The organism is Rhizobium sp. CCGE531 (assembly GCF_003627795.1).
GTDB lineage: Bacteria > Pseudomonadota > Alphaproteobacteria > Rhizobiales > Rhizobiaceae > Rhizobium.
Map to the genome: position 1 here is coordinate 540,542 of NZ_CP032684.1, position 16,960 is coordinate 557,501.

The following is a 16,960-nucleotide window of genomic DNA, read 5'->3' on the forward strand; positions in this document are numbered from 1 at the left end:
GGCTCAACGGAATGGATCTGACAGCGAAATGGTATTCACGACATCGTCGGTCCCGGATGTCATTGCCGCACTGGACGAACGCTCCAAGGAAATCTTCCGTCGCATCGTCGAAGGCTATCTGGAAAATGGCGAACCCCTTGGGTCGCGCAATCTGTCGCGCCTGTTGCCCATGTCCCTGTCGCCGGCCTCGGTGCGCAATGTCATGAGCGATCTGGAGGAGCTCGGGCTCATCTATTCACCGCATGTGAGCGCCGGCCGGTTGCCGACGCAGATGGGGCTGCGTTTCTTCGTCGATGCCTTCATGCAGGTCGGCGATCTCTCCGCCGAGGATCGGGCCAATATCGACCGACAGGTGCGCGGCAGCAATCGCGATCAGCCGATGGAATCGATGATGTCGGAGGCGAGCCGCGTGCTCTCGGGCATTTCGCGCGGCGCCGGCCTGGTGATCACCTCCAAGAGCGATCCGGTACTCAAGCATGTGGAATTCATTCGCCTAGAGCCGACCAAGGCGCTTGCCGTGCTCGTCGGCGATCACGACCAGGTCGAAAACCGCATTATCGAACTGCCGGCCGGCACGACGTCGTCGCAGCTGACGGAAGCCGCCAATTTCCTCAACGCCCATATGACCGGCCAGACGCTGCCGGAACTACGGCGGCAACTGCAGAGCCTCAAGCAGAGCGTTCGCCAGGAGCTGGACAGTCTGTCCCATCAGCTGGTCGAGCGCGGCATTGCCGTGTGGTCCGGCGGCGATGACGACGGCAAGCCGACGCAGCTCATCGTGCGAGGGCATTCCAACCTGCTCGCCGAGATCGGCGGCGCCGAGGATCTGGATCGCCTGCGCCTTCTTTTCGACGACCTCGAGAAGAAGGACAGCCTTATCGAGATCCTCAATCTCGCCGAAAGCGGGCCGGGCGTGCGCATCTTCATCGGTTCGGAAAATAAGCTCTTCTCGCTTTCCGGTTCCTCGCTCATCGTCGCGCCCTATCGCGACGACGACGATCGGATCGTCGGCGCGGTCGGCGTCATCGGTCCGACACGGCTGAACTATGCCCGCATCGTGCCCATGGTCGATTACACCGCCCAGCTGATTTCGCGGCTGACGCGGCCGGGGATCTGATAAGACGGGATCTGGCGGCGAAGATCAATCGGGAAGCAGCATCCCCGATCCGCCCATTTCCGCCGGCAAATCCTTCTGCTTCGGTAGCCCGTCGCTCAGGTGCAGCACCGTGGTTTCATAGTTGACGTGCAATGCCGGTTGAAAATCGAGACCGGGCAGCATGGCGGCATAGACATCGGTTACGCCCCATGGCGGATGCTCGGTCAAAAGATGACCGCCGCAGACCGTGCACCACTTGCGCACGCTCTTCTCGGTTTTCTGGTAGCTGCCGATCTTGTCCGCGCCCCTGGTGATGTGAACGGCCTGTGGCGGCCAGAGCGAAAAGGCATTGACTGGTCCCGCCGACCATTCCCGGCAGGAATCGCAATGACAATAGCCCATCGCCATTGGTTCGCCATCGACCGCAATTTCCACTGCGCCACAGAAACACTTGCCTGAAAGAGATTTGCCATTAGACATTGAGTCACCCCACGCTGTGCTGAGATGCATTTCAGCATACCACCGGGGAGGAGGGCTGAACACCCGGCGTCCCGAGCGGTATTCAAGAGCGCAGAGGCGTATTGCTGCCGCCGTAAAGCCGGGAATTGGCTGTTCTTCTCGACAAAGCCTTGATTTTTTCCGGCCAAACCTCGATATCGGGCACATCCAAAGACCAAGCAATTCGGAGACCGTCATGACCGACGAAACAACAAAAACCGGACCTGATGCCACGGCGGCCGACACGTCAGCGGATTTCGCGCAGGATGCAGCGGAAACCATTGATGCGGCCGAGCCGTCTCAGCCGGACCCGGTTGAGCTGCTGAAGGCCGAGAACGGCGAACTGCGCGATCGCTACCTGCGCCTCGCTGCCGAGATGGACAACCTCCGTCGCCGCACCGAGCGCGATGTGAAGGATGCAAAGTCCTATTCCGTGGCAAGCTTCGCCCGCGACATGCTTTCGGTGGCGGACAACCTGCGCCGTACGCTGGATGCCATCCCGGACGATGCGCGCGCCGGCGGCGATGCCGGCCTGAACACGCTGATCGAAGGCGTCGAGATGACCGAGCGTTCCATGCTTTCCGCTCTCGATCGCCACGGCGTGCGCCAGCTCGAGCCGGTCGGGCAGAAGTTCGATCCCAATTTCCATCAGGCAATGTTTGAAGTGCCCAATCCCGAGGTGCCGAACAACACGGTCGTGCAGGTCGTGCAGGCCGGCTTCGCCATCGGCGATCGCGTTCTGCGCCCGGCGATGGTCGGCGTCGCCAAGGGCGGTCCGAAGATCGTCGAGAATGCCGAGCAGGGCGCCAACAGCCCGCTGGATGAAAAAGACGCCTGATCCTTTTTCGGGCAGCAGCAACAAAAAATAAGAGCCGGATGATGTCAGATCATCCGGCTCTTATTTTTGCCTTGGTCCGGTGCGACGCGGGTCGTCACGCGGCGTTGGATGCCTGTTCCTCGTTGAGGAAGGCGTAGATGGCGGAGGCTGAATCGGTGGCGCGGAGCTTCGCGACGAGATCCTGGTCCCGCAGAACGCGGGCGATGCGCGACAGCGCCTTCAGGTGGTCAGCGCCCGCGCCTTCGGGCGCAAGCAGCAAGAAGACGAGATCGACGGGCTGATCGTCCAGGGCCTCGAAATCGACAGGCGCTTCAAGGCGCGCGAAAATGCCGGCGATGGACCTGATGCTGGCAAGCTTGCCGTGGGGAATGGCGATGCCGTTGCCGACGCCGGTGGAGCCGAGGCGCTCACGCTGCAGCACGACGTCGAAAATTTCGCGCTCCGGCAGTCCGGTCAGTTTGGAGGCTTTGGCGGCCAGCTCCTGAAGCAGTTGTTTTTTGGAATTTGCCTTCAAGGCGGGGATGATCGCATCTTGCTGTAGCAAATCTGCCAATGCCATTCTCTTTATCCTTCGTGTCGCCGAGAGCCGATGACGGGCAAGCGGCGGCCAGCTGCCATGGTGTGCAGCCGCCGCTTATCTTCTATTCTCAGCCTTTGATATTGGCGGCGTCGATCCAGCCAATGTTACCGTCCTGACGGCGGTAGACGATGTTCAGGTGTTTGTTGCCGGGGCTGCGGAAGAGCAGCAGCGGTTCGTCGGTCATGTCGAGTGCCATCACGGCAGTCGCCACCGACATGGTCTTCAATTGTTTCGAGCTTTCGGCGACGATCGCCGGCGCGAAATCGGCAGGAATTTCCTCGTCGTCGTCCGGTACGCCGTCCATCACGGTGTAGGCGACCTCGGCCTGCCCATTTATGTGATTGCCGGCCTGATGGTCCTTGAGTTTGCGCTTATAGCGGCGCAGGCGCTTCTCGATACGTTCGGACGCAGCGTCGAAAGCAAGCTGCGGGTCCATGGCTTCCCCCGCGGCATGCAGCACCACGCCGCTGTCGAGGTGAAGCTTGCAATCGGCCGCAAAGCGCGAACTGGACTTATGCACAGTCACCTGACCCGAATACCCCCCGTCGAAGTATTTCGTCACGGCCATGCCGATCTGGTCTTCAATCCGTTGGCGGAAGGAATCGCCAATTTCCATATGTTTACCGGAGACACGCACACTCATGGAGTTTCCCTTCTTGTAGTGGTTATTGCGCCTACCAGTTTACGCCAAGCCTCAAGCTCATCCAAGCACTTCACGCAGTCAAAGGCAAATTGCGTATATCGACCGCCTTTTGGATGGTGGGGATAAGTTTCATGGTCGTGCTGTCCTGCAGCGATTGCGGCGGGCTTCTAGCCCCGCCGCATGCGAAAGTCAACTGCATCTTAACGGACTGTTAGGAGATATGCATCCCATGGTTGACGATCAGCGATCGTCATAAGCCTGAAACTTTGGCCAGCGCCCGCTTCTCCCGGCGCCGCTGAACGGAGGAGGGGATGTTCATGGCTTCCCGGTACTTTGCAACCGTACGGCGAGCGAGTTCTATCCCGCCCTTCTTCAGCGTATCGACGATATCGTCGTCGGACAGCACCGCATCCGGGCTCTCGTTCGTGATCAGCAAGCGGATCTTGTGGCGCACGGCTTCGGCGGAATGGCCGTCGCCGCCCGCAACGGCGCTGATCGAAACCGTGAAGAAATATTTGAGCTCGAACAGCCCGCGCGGGGTCAGCATATATTTGTTCGAGGTCACGCGACTGACCGTGGACTCGTGCATCTTGATCGCCTCCGCCACGGTTTTCAGGTTGAGCGGCCGCAGATGGTCGACCCCATGCATGAGGAATGCGTCCTGCTGCCGCACGATCTCGCTTGCCACCTTCATGATCGTCTTGGCGCGCTGGTCCAGGCTGCGGGTCAGCCAGTTGGCATTCTGCAGGCATTCCGACAGGAAGGCGTGATCCTGCCCGGTTTTGGAAACGCAGGCGAAGTAGGATTGGTTCACCAGCACGCGCGGCAGCGCATCGGGATTGAGCTCCACCAGCCAGCTGCCGTCGGCGGACGAGCGCACGACGATATCGGGCATGATCGCCTCGGATATCTCGGTCTCGAAGCCGCTGCCGGGCTTGGGGTTCAGCTGGCGGATTTCCGCCATCATGTCGAGCAGGTCTTCCTCATCGACGCCGCAGAGCCGTTTCAGCGTCGCGAAGTCGCGCCGGGCGAGCAGTTCCAGGTTCTGGACGAGACGTTCCATCGCCGGGTCGAAGCGATCCTTCTGCCGCAGCTGAATTGCCAGGCATTCGCTGAGGCTGCGAGCAAAGACGCCAGGCGGATCGAGTTGCTGCAGGGCATCCAGCACCCGCTCCACTTCTTGCGGGGTGGTGCCGAGGCGCCCGGCCGTTTCATCAAGATCGGCGCGGAGATAGCCGGCATCGTCGAGCTGGTCGACGAGATGCTGGGCGATCAGCCGGTCGCCTATGGCGGGCAGCGAGAAGGGGATCTGTTCGTTGAGATGATCGCGCAACGACACCTGGCCGGCGACGAAGTCGTCGAGGTCGTAGCTTTCGCCAGCCTCGCCGCCAGGCATGGATTTCCACTGGCTCAGCAGTTCCGGCGCATCGGCGCGCTGCGGGGAGCCGTCGTCCGGAAAGACATCGTTGAAATTGGTGTCGAGCTCATCGCTCAGCTGCTTGGCGTTGCCGGTATTGTCGTTTTCGTACCAGTCGCTCGCAAGGTCGCCGGCACCGCGTTCGAAGCTATCGTCCCCGTGCGGTTCTTCCTGGGTCTCGAAATGATCGTCCTTGGCTTCGCGTTCGTCGTTGCTGCCTAGATCCTCGTCATTTGACGCAAATTCGAGCAGCGGATTTTTCTCGACTTCCAGCGCGATGAACTGGCTCAGCTCGAAATGGGTCATCTGCAGCAACTGAATGGATTGCATCAGTTGCGGAGTCATCACCAGGCTCTGGCTTTGGCGCAGGAAAAGATTGGCCGATAGTGCCATGGCGGACGCGGGACTCCCCTTGAACTCCTCGGGATTCCGCGCCTTCTATTAATAAAATCTTCGCGAAATTCCAACTGGCCCAAAAATTGCTTTTTTATGGGATTTGGTCAAGTGGAACTGTGCCGCGGAAGTAAATTTCCGGCACACGCCGGCGTCCGGTAATATTGGTGGATGAAGGGATGGAATTTCAGCCTATCAGAGGCTGAAATTATCACCGAGATAGAGCTTGCGTACTTCGGGATTGCTGACGATGTCGTTCGCCCTGCCATGGGTCAGCACCTCACCCGCATGGATGATATAGGCGCGATCGATCAGGCCGAGCGTCTCGCGGACATTGTGGTCGGTGATCAATACGCCGATGCCGCGTGCCGTCAGGTGATGCACGAGGTTCTGGATGTCGGCGACCGAGATGGGGTCGACGCCCGCGAAAGGCTCGTCGAGCAGCATGAAGGTCGGGTCGGTCGCCAGCGCGCGGGCGATTTCAAGACGCCGCCGCTCACCGCCCGAAAGCGCGATGGCCGGCACGGTGCGCAGATTGCGAATGTGGAATTCCTCCAGCAGTTCGTCGATCTTGCGCTCCCGCTTCGTCTTGTCCTTTTCATGGACTTCGAGCACGGCGCGAATGTTTTCTTCCACCGTCAGGCCACGAAAGATCGAGGCTTCCTGCGGAAGATAGCCGACGCCGAGCCGCGCGCGGCGATACATGGGCATCGACGTGACATTGTTGCCGTCGATCTCGATCGTGCCCTCATCGACCGGGACCAGCCCGGTGATCATGTAGAAACAGGTCGTCTTGCCGGCGCCGTTCGGCCCGAGCAGGCCGACAGCTTCGCCACGCCGCACCACCAGCGAAACGCCGTTGACGACGCGCCGTGTACGATAGGTCTTGGTTAGGCCGCGGGCAATAAGCGTGCCCTTATAGCGTGCCTTGTCCGCGGCCGGTGCGTCGGATGCCGCAGAAGACGGCCCGGGCACGCCGGGCAAAATGGAAGTTGTCGATGTCGTCACGAGAGGGCCGGGATCAATTTTTCTTTTGTTGCTGCTGCTGCACTTGCTGCGATTTCGGATCGAGCTGGATCTGAACGCGGCCTCCGCAGGAATCCAGCTGTGCTTCGCCCGTCGCCATGTGCACGGTGAGCTGGCAGCCGGTGAAAACGTTCGGTCCGTCGGTCAGAACCACTTTCTTGCCCTTGAGGATCGCAAGCTGGTTGGCCATGTCGAAGGAGCCGTCCTCCGCCGTTGCCGTCTGCGTGCCGGAAACGAGGTAAACCTTGTCGGTGACCAGAATATGGTCGATGTTGGCATCGCCTGATACCAGCGACTGGTTCTGCTCCTTGGCGGCCTTGGCGACAGGATTGTCGGCCTGCTTGGCATCCGCCGGCTGCTTCTTCTTGTAGAAGACCGTCATCCTGCCCGCCTGCATCGTCGTGGTGCCCTGGACGACCTTGACGTTGCCGGTGAACACGGCCTGGCTTTCCTGATCGTGGATTTCCAGCTTGTCGCTTTCGATCTGGATAGGCTGATCGCTCGAAAGGGCAAGGCCCGGCATGGAGCTGGTCGTCGACTGCGCGCCTGCCTCCGCGGCTGCGAAGAAGGCGAGCGCGCTGAAAGCGCCAAGAAGACCCGCCTTGCGCAGGCCGGAGTTGAAAATTGAGTTTGGCCAATACTTTATCATGAACCGCCCGGCTTCTGTTCGCTAGCTGAATTGTGGAGAGCGGACGGTTCGATATGCATTCGAACCTGCCCGTCGAATTCGATTACGCTCCCCTTATCCGTCATCTTGAGCGAACGCGCAACAACCGACATGCCGCCCCGGTTGATTGCAACCTCGTCCTGGCTGGTGAGATCGCCCTTCTTGACATCGAGGAACGCGGTCTTGAACTCCGCGCGCAGGCCATTGTCCATCTGGACGACGAAGGGCTCGGTCAGCTTCAGCGTGTCGGCCTGGCGATCGAAATCCGCGCTCTGGGCCGTCACATGGGCGATCACGTCGGTATTGACGGGCATGGATGCCTTGATGGTCTTGAGCGTGATCATGTTCGGGTTTCTGATATCCTGCAGCGCTTTCTCCGCCAGCAGGGAGTAATTGATGCCGTCCTTGTTGCGGCCTGCGATGGCGGGACGCTCCATGACCACCTTGCCGTCCTCGATCTTGGCACCCTCGATCTGTATGTCCGCCGGCAAATAGGCGCGGATCAGCGAGACGGTGATGAAGATGAGCGAGACGATGACGGCGGCAAGCGGCAGCAATACCCTCAGCCGCTTCACGCGCGCAGAGTGGAACATTGCGTCCTTATACACATTCCGTTCCTGCACCGAGCGAATTGCCTCGCCGGGGGTCTCGATCGTATTGAGCATGCAACAGGTCCGTCTTTTTTGATCCGGAGAGCCGCATTCACGCTATGCGAGGCTGCGCCAAAAAGCCCATCGGATCGTTTCGCATTATTGCACTGGCTTGCCAATATGGATTTTTTCCTGCAGCCGAGGAATTTCGGCAGAAAAATATGCCATTGGCCCGTTTCATCAGGTCGGGCAATGTCCTATCTGATGAACAGCAGAGCGACCTCCCGCCGACGACATCGAGTACGGGAAACGCTTTTCTCTGAGGATTGTGCCCGTTTCAAGGTGTCATATCCGGTTCGTAGCGCATTCGGTTTATTGCAGGGAGAAATAAGGCGTGATGGACAGTTCTGCAATCGCGGATCGGCGACAATTGCGTCGCAAGCTTGGTTTTTGGCGCATTGTTGCCGTTTTGCTCCTAGTGGCGCTCGGCTTTGCGCTTTATCGCTTCGTCGCCGGAGACCTCCCCGACACGCGCGGCCCACAGATTGCCCGTGTCGCGATTTCCGGGCTCATCCAGGACGATCCGGAACTTCTCGAACGTCTGAAGAAGATCCGCGACAATGACCAGGTCAAGGCGCTGATCGTCTCGATCTCGTCGACCGGCGGCACCACCTATGGCGGCGAGCGCATCTTCAAGGCGATCCGCGCCGTCGCCGCCAAAAAGCCCGTCGTGTCGGACATTCGCACGGTCGCCGCCTCGGCCGGCTATATGATCGCGACCGCCGGCGACAATATCGTTGCCGGCGATACCTCGATCACCGGGTCGATCGGCGTCATCTTCCAGTATCCGCAGCTCAAGGATCTGTTCGACAAGCTTGGCGTTTCCCTCGACGAGATCAAGTCGGCGCCGCTGAAGGCCGAGCCATCGCCCTTCCATCCGGCAAGCGAGGACGCCAAGAACATGATCCGCAACATGGTCATGGACAGCTATGGCTGGTTCGTGGATCTGGTAGCGGATCGCCGCAAGCTGCCGCGTGAAGACGTGTTGAAGCTTGCCGACGGCAGCATCTTCACCGGCCGTCAGGCGCTGCAGAACAAGCTGATCGATACGCTCGGCGGTGAGGACGAAATTCTGGCCTATCTCGAAACGCGCAAGGTCAAGAAGGACCTGCCGGTCGTCGATTGGAAGCGGGAAGACAAAACTTCGTCCTTCTTTTGGCCGGTTGCCGCTTCCTGGTTGCTAAATCGTCTTGGTTATGATGATTTTGTAAAAGGAGAATCTTTCCAGAAAATTATGACCGATAAGTTGTTTCTTGACGGCCTGCTTTCTGTTTGGCAGGGTGCAGCCAATTGATAAATCAATGATTTAAGGGGATAGCTGTGATCAAGTCGGAACTGGTGCAGATTGTTGCCGCCCGCAACCCGCATCTCTATCACCGCGACGTCGAAAATATCGTCAACGCTGTCCTCGATGAGATCACCGATGCGCTCGCCGCCGGAAACCGGGTTGAACTTCGCGGTTTCGGTGCCTTTTCCGTCAAGAACCGTCCTTCGCGCTCCGGTCGCAACCCGCGCACCGGCGATACCGTCTTCGTTGAGGAAAAATGGGTTCCCTTCTTCAAGACGGGCAAGGAACTGCGCGAGCGCCTGAATCCGGGCGCCGGCGACGAGGAAGACGACAACTGATCGGCCGATCGCGCCGAGCTTTCCCGAAAATGCCGCGCCCGAAAATCTCGCGATGGAATGCTGTCGGACATGTTTGTGCCGCGACGCGATGGCACTTGAATTCAGCCGCCTCTTTTCTATTCTGCGGCTGAAGGCGGCTTGGGTGCGGGCATCCATGGCTGCGGATAAAGGAGCTGCGCAATGGCCAAGAAGATCGTCAATCTGCTGATATTGCTGCCGCTCGGCATCATCCTCATCATATTCTGCGTTGCCAACAGACAATCCGTGACGCTGGCTTTCAACCCGTTCCGGCCGGACGATCAGGTCCTGTCGCTGAATGCGCCTCTGTTCGTACTGCTGTTTGTCGCTCTGATCCTCGGCATGGTCGTCGGAGCCGCGGTTACCTGGTTCAATCAGGGAAAGCACCGCAAGCGCGCCCGCAACCAGTCGCGGGAGGCGGTGCGCTGGCAGGCCGAGGCCGACAAGCATCGAACGCGAGCGGAAGAAATCGCCGGCCAGCTTCCGTCAAAATGACGGGCTGGCGTCAAGCCGCATCTCCTTGTAGTCGCCTTCGGGCGACGCGCCGTCGCCGATGATCTCGAAGCCGAGTTTTCGATAGAAGGTCATGGCGTTCGTGTTTTTGACCAGGCATTTCAGCCGATAGCGGCGCGCAGGCCAGTCCGGCAGGGCGGTGAGCAGGGCTTTGCCGGCGCCGCGCCCCTGGAAGGCCGGCAGGATATAGAGCATATGGATGAAGTCGTCCGGCTCCCACACTGCGGCAAAGCCTGCAACCACGCCGTCCTCGTCTTCGCAGACGAACAGGCGCTCGCCATTCGTATGAACGGCGAAATCATCAACGTTGAAGCGCCCGGGATCGACCCATCGGAATGTCTCGCGACGGACGCAGAGATAAATCTTCGCGAGGATCCGCATGTCTTGTTCGCGTACGGGCCGGACAGCCCAGCTCTCGGATTTCGATGCCATGATCGACTATATGGGCGCCAAATGTGCCCGCGGCAATCAGGCGTTGGCCTGACCGTTGATCGCCGCGGTGAAATCGGCAAAAAATTGCTGCGCCAGCTTCTTGGCGCTGGAATCGACCAGTCGTGAGCCGAGCTGCGCGATCTTGCCGCCGACCTGGGCCTTGGCCTCATACTGCAGGATCGTCTCGCTGCCGTCTTGCTTGAGGACGACGTCGGCGCCACCCTTGGCGAAACCGGCGATACCGCCCTTTCCCTCGCCCGATATCGTGTAGCTTTCCGGCGCGTTGATGTTGGAAAGCTTGACCTCGCCATTGAAGGAGGCGGAAACCGGGCCGATCTTCAGCTTCACGGTCGCTGTCAGTTCCGTCGGAGAAATCCTCTCTAGGCTTTGACAGCCGGGAATGCATTGCTTGAGGATTTCGGGATCGTTCAGTGCCGCCCACACCGCGTCCCTGGGTGCTGCGATCCGCTCCTCGCCGGTCATGTCCATGCGCAATCCTCCCAATGTGACATTTTGTGCATGGATCATCGCAGATCGGAAAGCGCTTTGCCAAGTGGCGGCCAGATGCTATTTGCACGCACATATCAATTTTGAGACAAGCATGGTGAAACACAGGGAAAACCGCCCCGGCCACAAGGCCGCCGGCGGTCTTGGGGCAAAGCCCCGGCGCGATATGCCCGGCAAGCCGCCGGCAAAACCCGCGCATGCTTCAAGGCCAGCCAAGCCTTCGCATGATGCCAGGCCTTCGCGTGATGCCAAGCCTTTGCGCGATCATGGCGAGCGGGTGGTCGAGCCGCGCGATGCGGCGACCGCGTCTGCGACGCCCGAGCGCCCGCTGATGACGCGAAGCGGCGAGCGGCCGGCCGAACGCGTGCCCGTTATTCTCGAATCGCTGGGTGCCGGGGATTTTCACCTCATCGACAGCGGCAATAGCCTGAAGCTCGAGCAGTACGGTCCCTATCGCATCGTCCGGCCCGAGGCGCAGGCGCTGTGGCCGCCGTCGCTCGCCTCCCATGTCTGGGACAATGCCGATGCCATCTTCACCGGCGATACGGATGAGGACGGCATGGGCCGGTGGCGTTTCCCGCGCGAGGCGCTGGGTGAGACCTGGCCGCTGCAATTGCTCGGCGTCGATTTTCTCGGCCGTTTCACCGCCTTTCGCCATGTCGGGGTCTTCCCGGAGCAGATCGTGCACTGGGCCTGGATGAAGGAGCAGGGCGAGGCGGCGAAAAGGCCGCTGAAGGTCCTGAACCTCTTCGGCTATACCGGCGTGGCGTCTCTGGTGGCGGCAGCCGCCGGCGCGGAAGTGACCCATGTCGACGCCTCGAAGAAGGCGATCGGCTGGGCGCGCGAAAACCAGGCTTTGGGCCGCATGGAAAAGCTGCCGATCCGCTGGATCTGCGAGGATGCGATGAAGTTCATCCTGCGCGAGGAGCGGCGCGGCAACAAATACGACATTATCCTCACCGACCCGCCGAAGTTCGGCCGCGGCCCGAATGGCGAGGTCTGGCATCTGTTCGAGCACCTGCCGCTGATGCTCGATATCTGCCGCGAGATCCTGTCGCCGAAGGCGCTCGGCCTCGTGCTGACGGCCTATTCCATCCGCGCCAGCTTCTATTCGATCCATGAGCTGATGCGCGAGACGATGCGCGGCGCCGGCGGCGTGGTCGAATCCGGCGAGCTCGTCATCCGCGAGGCAGGCCTCGACGGCCGCACGCCGGGCAGGGCGCTTTCCACCTCTCTCTTCAGCCGCTGGGTGCCGAAATGAACCAGGATTTCCGTAATGACGGCCCGCGCAAGGTCGGACAGGTCAAGGAAGTTACCTCGCTTGCCAATCCGATCGTCAAGGATATCAAGGCGCTGACGGTCAAGAAGTCCCGCGAGGAAAGCGGCGCCTTCCTGGCCGAGGGCTTGAAGCTCGTCATCGACGCGCTCGATCTCGGCTGGACGATCCGCACGCTGGTCTATGCCAAGGCCGCCAAGGGCAAGCCGCTTGTCGAGCAGGTTGCCGCCAAGACGGTCGCCGCCGGCGGACTGGTGCTGGAAGTAAGCGAAAAGGTCATCGGCTCGATCACCCGCCGCGACAATCCGCAGATGGTGGTCGGCGTGTTCGAGCAGCGCTGGCGACAGCTTCGGGACGTCAAGCCGAAGGCGGGCGAGACCTGGGTGGCGCTCGACCGAGTGCGGGATCCCGGCAATCTCGGCACCATCATTCGCACCGCCGATGCGGCCGGCGCTTCCGGCGTGATCCTCCTCGGCGAGACGACCGACCCGTTTTCGCTGGAAACCGTGCGCGCTACCATGGGCTCGGTCTTCGCCGTTCCCGTCGTCAAGGCGACGCCGGAGGAATTTCTTGCCTGGAAAAAGGCGGCCGGTGTTGCCGTCGTCGCCACCCATCTGGCCGGCGCGGTCGACTACCGCACCATCGATTACAAGAGGAAGCCCGTCGTCATCCTGATGGGCAACGAGCAGTCCGGCCTGCCGGATGCCCTGGCGAAAGAGGCCGACGCGCTTGCCCGCATTCCGCAGGCCGGCCGCGCCGACAGCCTCAATCTGGCGGTGGCGACGGCAGTCATGCTGTTCGAGGCCCGCCGCCATATCCTGACCCTGAGCGAGACCCGATGACCGAAAGCGAGACCAACGAACAGCCGACTGCGAAGCCGGCCCTGTTTTCACGGCCCCTGCCGATCCTGATCTTCATCGTGGTTGCGGTCATCCTCGACCAGGCCATCAAGATCACGGTCGATCACTGGCTGCCGCTGCAGGAGATGGTTCCGGTCATTCCGATGCTGGCGCTCTATCGCACCTATAATCTCGGCGTGGCCTTCTCCATGCTGTCGGGGATGGACGGCTGGTTCATCGTCGGCATGCGGCTCGTCATCGTCGCTTTCGTGCTGTGGCTCTGGCGGCGCACGCCCGATCATCGCTGGCTTGCCCATATGGGCTTTGCCCTGATCATTGCCGGGGCGCTCGGCAACCTGATCGACCGCTTTCTCTATGGCCATGTGATCGACTATATTCTCTTTCACACGCAGACATGGTCTTTCGCGGTGTTCAATCTCGCCGACAGTTTCATCACGATCGGGGCGGGTTGCGTCATTCTCGACGAGCTTCTGATGCCGAAAAAGGCAAAAGCTTAAAATTCTAGCGAATCCCTGAAGGCATCGGGAAGGTTGCATGTGTTAGCCAGATTGCATGAGCACTCTGGCAAATCTGCAGCAAAAGCTTGCCGCAGCCGAAATCCGCGGCCATACGGGACCGATCGAAGGACCGGCCGAAAACGACCCGTCCCTCGCAAAACCGATCGAGCCATCGCAGGATGAGCTCCGCCGGCCGGCATCGTCGGCGCGGGCCTGGTGGCTGCAAGGCCATTGGCTGAATGGCGGTGGTCTCGTGGCGGGCGCGGCCCTTCTTGCGATCGGCTTTGTCGGAGGTCCGCTGACGCTCGCGGCCGTTCTTGGCCTTGTTGCCCTTATCCTTGCCGCCGTCGGCATCTCCAATGCCCGCAACGCATCGCGCAAGCCCGCGGCCGTCGCAGCCGACTTCAGCGAGAGCGAGCACGACCGTCTTTGGGAACACAAGGAAAGCACCAGCCTGCTTGCCACCATCCACGATGCGCTTGGCGACATCGCGGTCACACGCAGCATCGATCGCCGGATTCTGCATGCCAATGCCACCTTCCGCAAGCTGACCGGCAAGTCGCATCCGGAAGGCCTGACGCTGGAAGAGGCCGGCCTGGTATTCCGTGCCGTCACCGACGCAAAACATCAGGACGCCGAAATCGCCACACCCGAGGGGCGGCGCATCTTTGCCTGGCACGATGTCATGTTCCGTGATCCGACGACGGGGCAATTGTGTTTACAGAGCATCGCGCGCGACGTCACGGAAGAGCGGCAGACCGCCCGCCTGCGCGAGGATGCGCGGCTGAAGGCCGAATATAACAGCGCGGCCAAGTCGCGGCTGCTCGCCACCGTCAGCCATGAGATCCGCACGCCGCTATCGGGCATTCTCGGCATGAACTATCTGCTTGCCCAGACGCCGTTGACTTTGGAGCAGGCAAATTACCTGACGGGTATTCGCCAGTCGGGTCACGCGCTGGTGCAGCTGGTCGAAGACCTGCTTGATTTCTCCACGATCGAGGTCGGCCGCTTCCAATTGCATCCACGTAAGGAGGCTTTGCGCCCCCTGCTGGAAGGCGTCATCGAGATGCTCGCCCATCGAGCCCATGAAAAAGGCATCGAAATCGCTGCAAGCGTTGCGGCCAAGGTCCCCGAGAGCATGGAATTCGATCCGGCCCGCCTGCGCCAGATCCTGTTCAACGTCATCGGCAACGCCGTGAAGTTCACCCAGACCGGCGGCGTGCTTGTCCGTGTCGATTTTCGGGGACGGGATTTGACGATATCGGTGCGGGATAGCGGCCCCGGCATGACCGAGGAAGAACAGGCGCGGGTCTTCGGCGAGTTCGAACAGGCCGGGACGATCGTGGAAAAAAGCGCCGGCACTGGCCTGGGGCTGGCCATTTCCGCCCGCATCCTGCGCGAATTCGGCGGCAGGCTCAGCGTCGTCAGCGAGCGCGGCAGGGGCAGCGAGTTCGTTATTTCCTTTCCGGTCGGCCTGGAGGCCGAGGAAGATGGATATGAGTGGCGCGATATCATGCTCAAGGGATCGCGCGTCCTGCTGCTGGCTCCTAAGGGGCCAGCGAGCGAGGCAATCATGCAAACCATCCAGACCCTTGGCGGCCATTGCAGGCTGATCGGCGCCGCCGACATGGATGATCTGCCGCGCTCGTTTCCGGTGGGCGAGGAGGGGACGTGGACGGATCTCATCGTCGACCACCGCATGGCGCCCTGGTACTTCAGTGAGGGAGCCGCGCTTGCCGTGCCCGGCCTGCGCAAGATCTTCCTGGTCAATCCGGAGGAGCGCAACACCCATCCGCTCGATCTCTTTGACGCCTGGCTCATTCGGCCGCTGCGCGAGCAGTCGCTGATCGATGTGCTGAGAGGCCGCATGCGTGGCATGGAAAAGCGTGATGCCTTTATCGAAGCGGTCTCCGAGATCGGCATAACAACGCCGGAGGCGGAAGATCGCACGCTGGATATCCTGCTTGGCGAGGATGATCCGGTCAATGCGATGCTGGTGCGGGCCATGCTCTCCAAGGCCGGTCACAGGGTTCGCCTCGTCGAGGATTTCGACGGACTTCGCGTTCGCATCGAAAACGCCGAAGCGCGGCCCGAGGTGCTGGTAACCGATTTCAATATGCCCGGCGGTTCGGGCGCGGTCGTGCTTGCGCAATTGCGGGCCCACGAGCGTCGGCACGGTTTGCCGCCGCTTCCGATCGTCGTGTTGACCGCGGACAGCCGTGATTCGGTCCGCCGTCAGGCTTTGCTGGCCGGGGCCGATGCCGTCATCGTCAAGCCGGTCGATCCTGAAAAGCTGTCTGCAACGCTGCAGGGCCTGTCGAGGTCGGTTTTCGAACGCGGCTAGAGTATCCGTGTTGGTCAAGTAGGGGTTGCCGTCCATTCTCGGCCGTCCCTGAGCAATGCGTTTGCGAGCACGATGAGCTTTCGCATGATGGCTGTGATGGCAACCTTCGGTGCTTTTCCGGCAGCTTTGAGCTGGTCGTATTTTGCCTTGAGGTCGGGATTGAAGCGCATAGCGACAAGCGCCGGCATGTAGAGTGCCTGTCGCAGCTTTGCCCGGCCGCCGCGGATGAAGGCACGGCCGGTCCATGTCCCGGACTGCCGTGCGACGGGAGCCAGGCCAGCAAGCGAGGCTGCTTGGCCGTGGGCGAGCGTGCCGAGTTCGGGCATGTCGATGAGAAGCGCGAAGGCGGTGGTTGCTGAGATGCCGGGGATCGAAATGAGGCTTTCGAAGCGTCTTGCGAGGACGAGATTGTCCTTGATGAGCATCATGATCTCCCTTTCGATCGCGGCCATCTGGCGTTCGATCTGCCTGAGTTGCTCGGCGTTGTGACGCTTGAGCACGGTCAAAGTCAGGTTCTTTGCCCTGTTCTTGGCGGCGGTGCGGTTCTTGACCAGCGCCTCGCGGGCCATGTGCAAGTCCTTGAGGTCGTTGAGGATCGGGCTGCGTGCCGGCCGTGCTTCGAGTTCAAGGAGTGCCCCCATGCGCGCCAGCATAGCGGCGTCCAGCCGATCGGTCTTGGCGAGCTTGCCCGTGGCTTCGGCAAAACGCCGTGCCTGGCGTGGATTAACCTTGACGAGGGCCGCGCCTGCCGCAGCCAGCCGACGCTCGAAGGCCCGGTGATAAGGGCCTGTCGGTTCATAGACGATGCGTGTGTCATGAATGGTCTCAAGCTGGCCGAGCCAGCTCATGAAAGCTCCGTGGCCGACACTGTCGTTGGCGAAGCGGCGGATCGCGCCGTCGCTCATCCGGTGGGCATCGAGATGATCTTTCGAGATATCGACGCCAATGGTATCCTTTGTCATCTTTCGCTTGTCCTCTGCTTGTCGTCCGGAGCCAAACTCCGGGTATCCGTTCAGGACCAAAGAGAAAGACGAGGGCGATCCGACTCTAGCTCGACCCGTCAAACGGTCTGCGTTTCA

The 16,960-nt window shown here is 60.9% G+C and carries 19 protein-coding genes; 9 read left to right on the forward strand and 10 right to left on the reverse strand.

Going from position 1 to position 16,960, the window contains the following annotated elements; all coding sequences use genetic code 11:
* Positions 1–28: 28 nt before the first annotated feature.
* Positions 29–1,117 carry a heat-inducible transcriptional repressor HrcA gene (gene hrcA, locus CCGE531_RS02690; RefSeq protein ID WP_120662803.1) on the forward strand — a complete coding sequence of 363 codons (1,089 nt, stop codon included), beginning with the start codon at positions 29–31 and terminating at the stop codon, positions 1,115–1,117.
* A 24-nt stretch (positions 1,118–1,141) separates the two neighbouring features.
* Here the strand turns inward: hrcA and CCGE531_RS02695 are convergent, their stop codons facing one another.
* Positions 1,142–1,576, reverse strand: coding sequence for a GFA family protein (locus tag CCGE531_RS02695; protein ID WP_120662804.1), 435 nt, complete (start codon positions 1,574–1,576; stop codon positions 1,142–1,144).
* Positions 1,577–1,790: 214 nt separating this feature from the next.
* On the opposite strand from CCGE531_RS02695, the gene grpE reads away from it, so the two are divergent.
* The gene (grpE, locus tag CCGE531_RS02700) at positions 1,791–2,432 is read left to right on the forward strand and encodes a nucleotide exchange factor GrpE (RefSeq protein ID WP_120662805.1); all 642 of its coding nucleotides are present in this window, start codon (positions 1,791–1,793) and stop codon (positions 2,430–2,432) included.
* 94 nt (positions 2,433–2,526) lie between these two features.
* Here the strand turns inward: grpE and ptsN are convergent, their stop codons facing one another.
* The 6 genes from ptsN to lptC form a co-directional block, all read right to left on the reverse strand.
* Positions 2,527–2,991 carry a PTS IIA-like nitrogen regulatory protein PtsN gene (gene ptsN / locus CCGE531_RS02705; RefSeq protein WP_120662806.1) on the reverse strand — a complete coding sequence of 155 codons (465 nt, stop codon included), beginning with the start codon at positions 2,989–2,991 and terminating at the stop codon, positions 2,527–2,529.
* 88 nt (positions 2,992–3,079) lie between these two features.
* On the reverse strand, positions 3,080–3,655 hold the full coding sequence (raiA, locus tag CCGE531_RS02710; protein ID WP_120662807.1) for a ribosome-associated translation inhibitor RaiA: 576 nt from the start codon (positions 3,653–3,655) through the stop codon (positions 3,080–3,082).
* A 250-nt stretch (positions 3,656–3,905) separates the two neighbouring features.
* Entirely contained in the window at positions 3,906–5,465 is a 1,560-nt protein-coding gene (gene rpoN / locus CCGE531_RS02715) for an RNA polymerase factor sigma-54 (protein WP_120662808.1), read from the reverse strand.
* Positions 5,466–5,660: 195 nt separating this feature from the next.
* Positions 5,661–6,440, reverse strand: coding sequence for an LPS export ABC transporter ATP-binding protein (lptB, locus tag CCGE531_RS02720; protein WP_162943941.1), 780 nt, complete (start codon positions 6,438–6,440; stop codon positions 5,661–5,663).
* Positions 6,441–6,486: 46 nt separating this feature from the next.
* Complete coding sequence (locus tag CCGE531_RS02725) at positions 6,487–7,140, reverse strand: LptA/OstA family protein (RefSeq protein WP_120662810.1); 654 nt, start codon at positions 7,138–7,140, stop codon at positions 6,487–6,489.
* A complete protein-coding gene (gene lptC, locus CCGE531_RS02730) occupies positions 7,137–7,823 on the reverse strand; it encodes an LPS export ABC transporter periplasmic protein LptC (RefSeq protein ID WP_120662811.1) in 687 nt (228 codons plus the stop codon). The genes CCGE531_RS02725 and lptC overlap by 4 nt, the downstream gene beginning before the upstream one ends.
* 322 nt (positions 7,824–8,145) lie before the next feature.
* On the opposite strand from lptC, the gene sppA reads away from it, so the two are divergent.
* The 3 genes from sppA to CCGE531_RS02745 all read left to right on the forward strand — a co-directional run bounded on the left by sppA (position 8,146) and on the right by CCGE531_RS02745 (position 9,947).
* The gene (gene sppA, locus CCGE531_RS02735; protein WP_120662812.1) at positions 8,146–9,102 is read left to right on the forward strand and encodes a signal peptide peptidase SppA; all 957 of its coding nucleotides are present in this window, start codon (positions 8,146–8,148) and stop codon (positions 9,100–9,102) included.
* Positions 9,103–9,128: 26 nt separating this feature from the next.
* Positions 9,129–9,434: an integration host factor subunit beta gene (locus CCGE531_RS02740; protein ID WP_004120746.1), complete on the forward strand. Its 306-nt coding sequence runs from the start codon at positions 9,129–9,131 to the stop codon at positions 9,432–9,434.
* Between the two features lie 180 nt (positions 9,435–9,614).
* Positions 9,615–9,947 carry a LapA family protein gene (locus CCGE531_RS02745; RefSeq protein ID WP_120662813.1) on the forward strand — a complete coding sequence of 111 codons (333 nt, stop codon included), beginning with the start codon at positions 9,615–9,617 and terminating at the stop codon, positions 9,945–9,947.
* On the opposite strand, the gene CCGE531_RS02750 is transcribed toward CCGE531_RS02745, so the two are convergent.
* On the reverse strand, positions 9,939–10,397 hold the full coding sequence (locus CCGE531_RS02750) for a GNAT family N-acetyltransferase (protein ID WP_120662814.1): 459 nt from the start codon (positions 10,395–10,397) through the stop codon (positions 9,939–9,941). The two genes, CCGE531_RS02745 and CCGE531_RS02750, sit on opposite strands and share 9 nt — an antisense overlap.
* A gap of 36 nt (positions 10,398–10,433) precedes the next feature.
* Entirely contained in the window at positions 10,434–10,886 is a 453-nt protein-coding gene (locus CCGE531_RS02755) for a carbon monoxide dehydrogenase subunit G (protein ID WP_120662815.1), read from the reverse strand.
* 184 nt (positions 10,887–11,070) lie between these two features.
* Between CCGE531_RS02755 and CCGE531_RS02760 the strand changes: the two genes are divergently transcribed.
* The 4 genes from CCGE531_RS02760 to CCGE531_RS02775 are packed head-to-tail and all read left to right on the forward strand — an operon-like array spanning position 11,071 to position 15,881.
* The gene (locus CCGE531_RS02760) at positions 11,071–12,165 is read left to right on the forward strand and encodes a class I SAM-dependent methyltransferase (RefSeq protein WP_245459050.1); all 1,095 of its coding nucleotides are present in this window, start codon (positions 11,071–11,073) and stop codon (positions 12,163–12,165) included.
* Positions 12,162–13,022, forward strand: a complete 861-nt coding sequence (locus CCGE531_RS02765) for an RNA methyltransferase (protein ID WP_120662817.1) — start codon at positions 12,162–12,164, stop codon at positions 13,020–13,022. The genes CCGE531_RS02760 and CCGE531_RS02765 overlap by 4 nt, the downstream gene beginning before the upstream one ends.
* The gene (gene lspA / locus CCGE531_RS02770; RefSeq protein ID WP_120662818.1) at positions 13,019–13,537 is read left to right on the forward strand and encodes a signal peptidase II; all 519 of its coding nucleotides are present in this window, start codon (positions 13,019–13,021) and stop codon (positions 13,535–13,537) included. Before CCGE531_RS02765 ends, lspA begins: the two co-directional genes overlap by 4 nt.
* A 55-nt stretch (positions 13,538–13,592) precedes the next feature.
* Positions 13,593–15,881: a PAS domain-containing hybrid sensor histidine kinase/response regulator gene (locus CCGE531_RS02775; RefSeq protein ID WP_120662819.1), complete on the forward strand. Its 2,289-nt coding sequence runs from the start codon at positions 13,593–13,595 to the stop codon at positions 15,879–15,881.
* A 14-nt stretch (positions 15,882–15,895) separates the two neighbouring features.
* Here the strand turns inward: CCGE531_RS02775 and CCGE531_RS02780 are convergent, their stop codons facing one another.
* Positions 15,896–16,843, reverse strand: coding sequence for a transposase (locus CCGE531_RS02780; protein WP_120662404.1), 948 nt, complete (start codon positions 16,841–16,843; stop codon positions 15,896–15,898).
* Positions 16,844–16,960: the final 117 nt, after the last annotated feature.

Coding starts and splice junctions, on each gene's coding strand:
- hrcA (WP_120662803.1), top strand. CDS start 29: ATGGTATTCACGACATCGTCGGTCCCGGATGTCATTGCCGCACTGGAC.
- CCGE531_RS02695 (WP_120662804.1), bottom strand. CDS start 1,576: ATGTCTAATGGCAAATCTCTTTCAGGCAAGTGTTTCTGTGGCGCAGTG.
- grpE (WP_120662805.1), top strand. CDS start 1,791: ATGACCGACGAAACAACAAAAACCGGACCTGATGCCACGGCGGCCGAC.
- ptsN (WP_120662806.1), bottom strand. CDS start 2,991: ATGGCATTGGCAGATTTGCTACAGCAAGATGCGATCATCCCCGCCTTG.
- raiA (WP_120662807.1), bottom strand. CDS start 3,655: ATGAGTGTGCGTGTCTCCGGTAAACATATGGAAATTGGCGATTCCTTC.
- rpoN (WP_120662808.1), bottom strand. CDS start 5,465: ATGGCACTATCGGCCAATCTTTTCCTGCGCCAAAGCCAGAGCCTGGTG.
- CCGE531_RS02725 (WP_120662810.1), bottom strand. CDS start 7,140: ATGATAAAGTATTGGCCAAACTCAATTTTCAACTCCGGCCTGCGCAAG.
- lptC (WP_120662811.1), bottom strand. CDS start 7,823: ATGCTCAATACGATCGAGACCCCCGGCGAGGCAATTCGCTCGGTGCAG.
- sppA (WP_120662812.1), top strand. CDS start 8,146: ATGGACAGTTCTGCAATCGCGGATCGGCGACAATTGCGTCGCAAGCTT.
- CCGE531_RS02745 (WP_120662813.1), top strand. CDS start 9,615: ATGGCCAAGAAGATCGTCAATCTGCTGATATTGCTGCCGCTCGGCATC.
- CCGE531_RS02750 (WP_120662814.1), bottom strand. CDS start 10,397: ATGGCATCGAAATCCGAGAGCTGGGCTGTCCGGCCCGTACGCGAACAA.
- CCGE531_RS02755 (WP_120662815.1), bottom strand. CDS start 10,886: ATGGACATGACCGGCGAGGAGCGGATCGCAGCACCCAGGGACGCGGTG.
- CCGE531_RS02760 (WP_245459050.1), top strand. CDS start 11,071: ATGCCCGGCAAGCCGCCGGCAAAACCCGCGCATGCTTCAAGGCCAGCC.
- CCGE531_RS02765 (WP_120662817.1), top strand. CDS start 12,162: ATGAACCAGGATTTCCGTAATGACGGCCCGCGCAAGGTCGGACAGGTC.
- lspA (WP_120662818.1), top strand. CDS start 13,019: ATGACCGAAAGCGAGACCAACGAACAGCCGACTGCGAAGCCGGCCCTG.
- CCGE531_RS02775 (WP_120662819.1), top strand. CDS start 13,593: ATGAGCACTCTGGCAAATCTGCAGCAAAAGCTTGCCGCAGCCGAAATC.
- CCGE531_RS02780 (WP_120662404.1), bottom strand. CDS start 16,843: ATGACAAAGGATACCATTGGCGTCGATATCTCGAAAGATCATCTCGAT.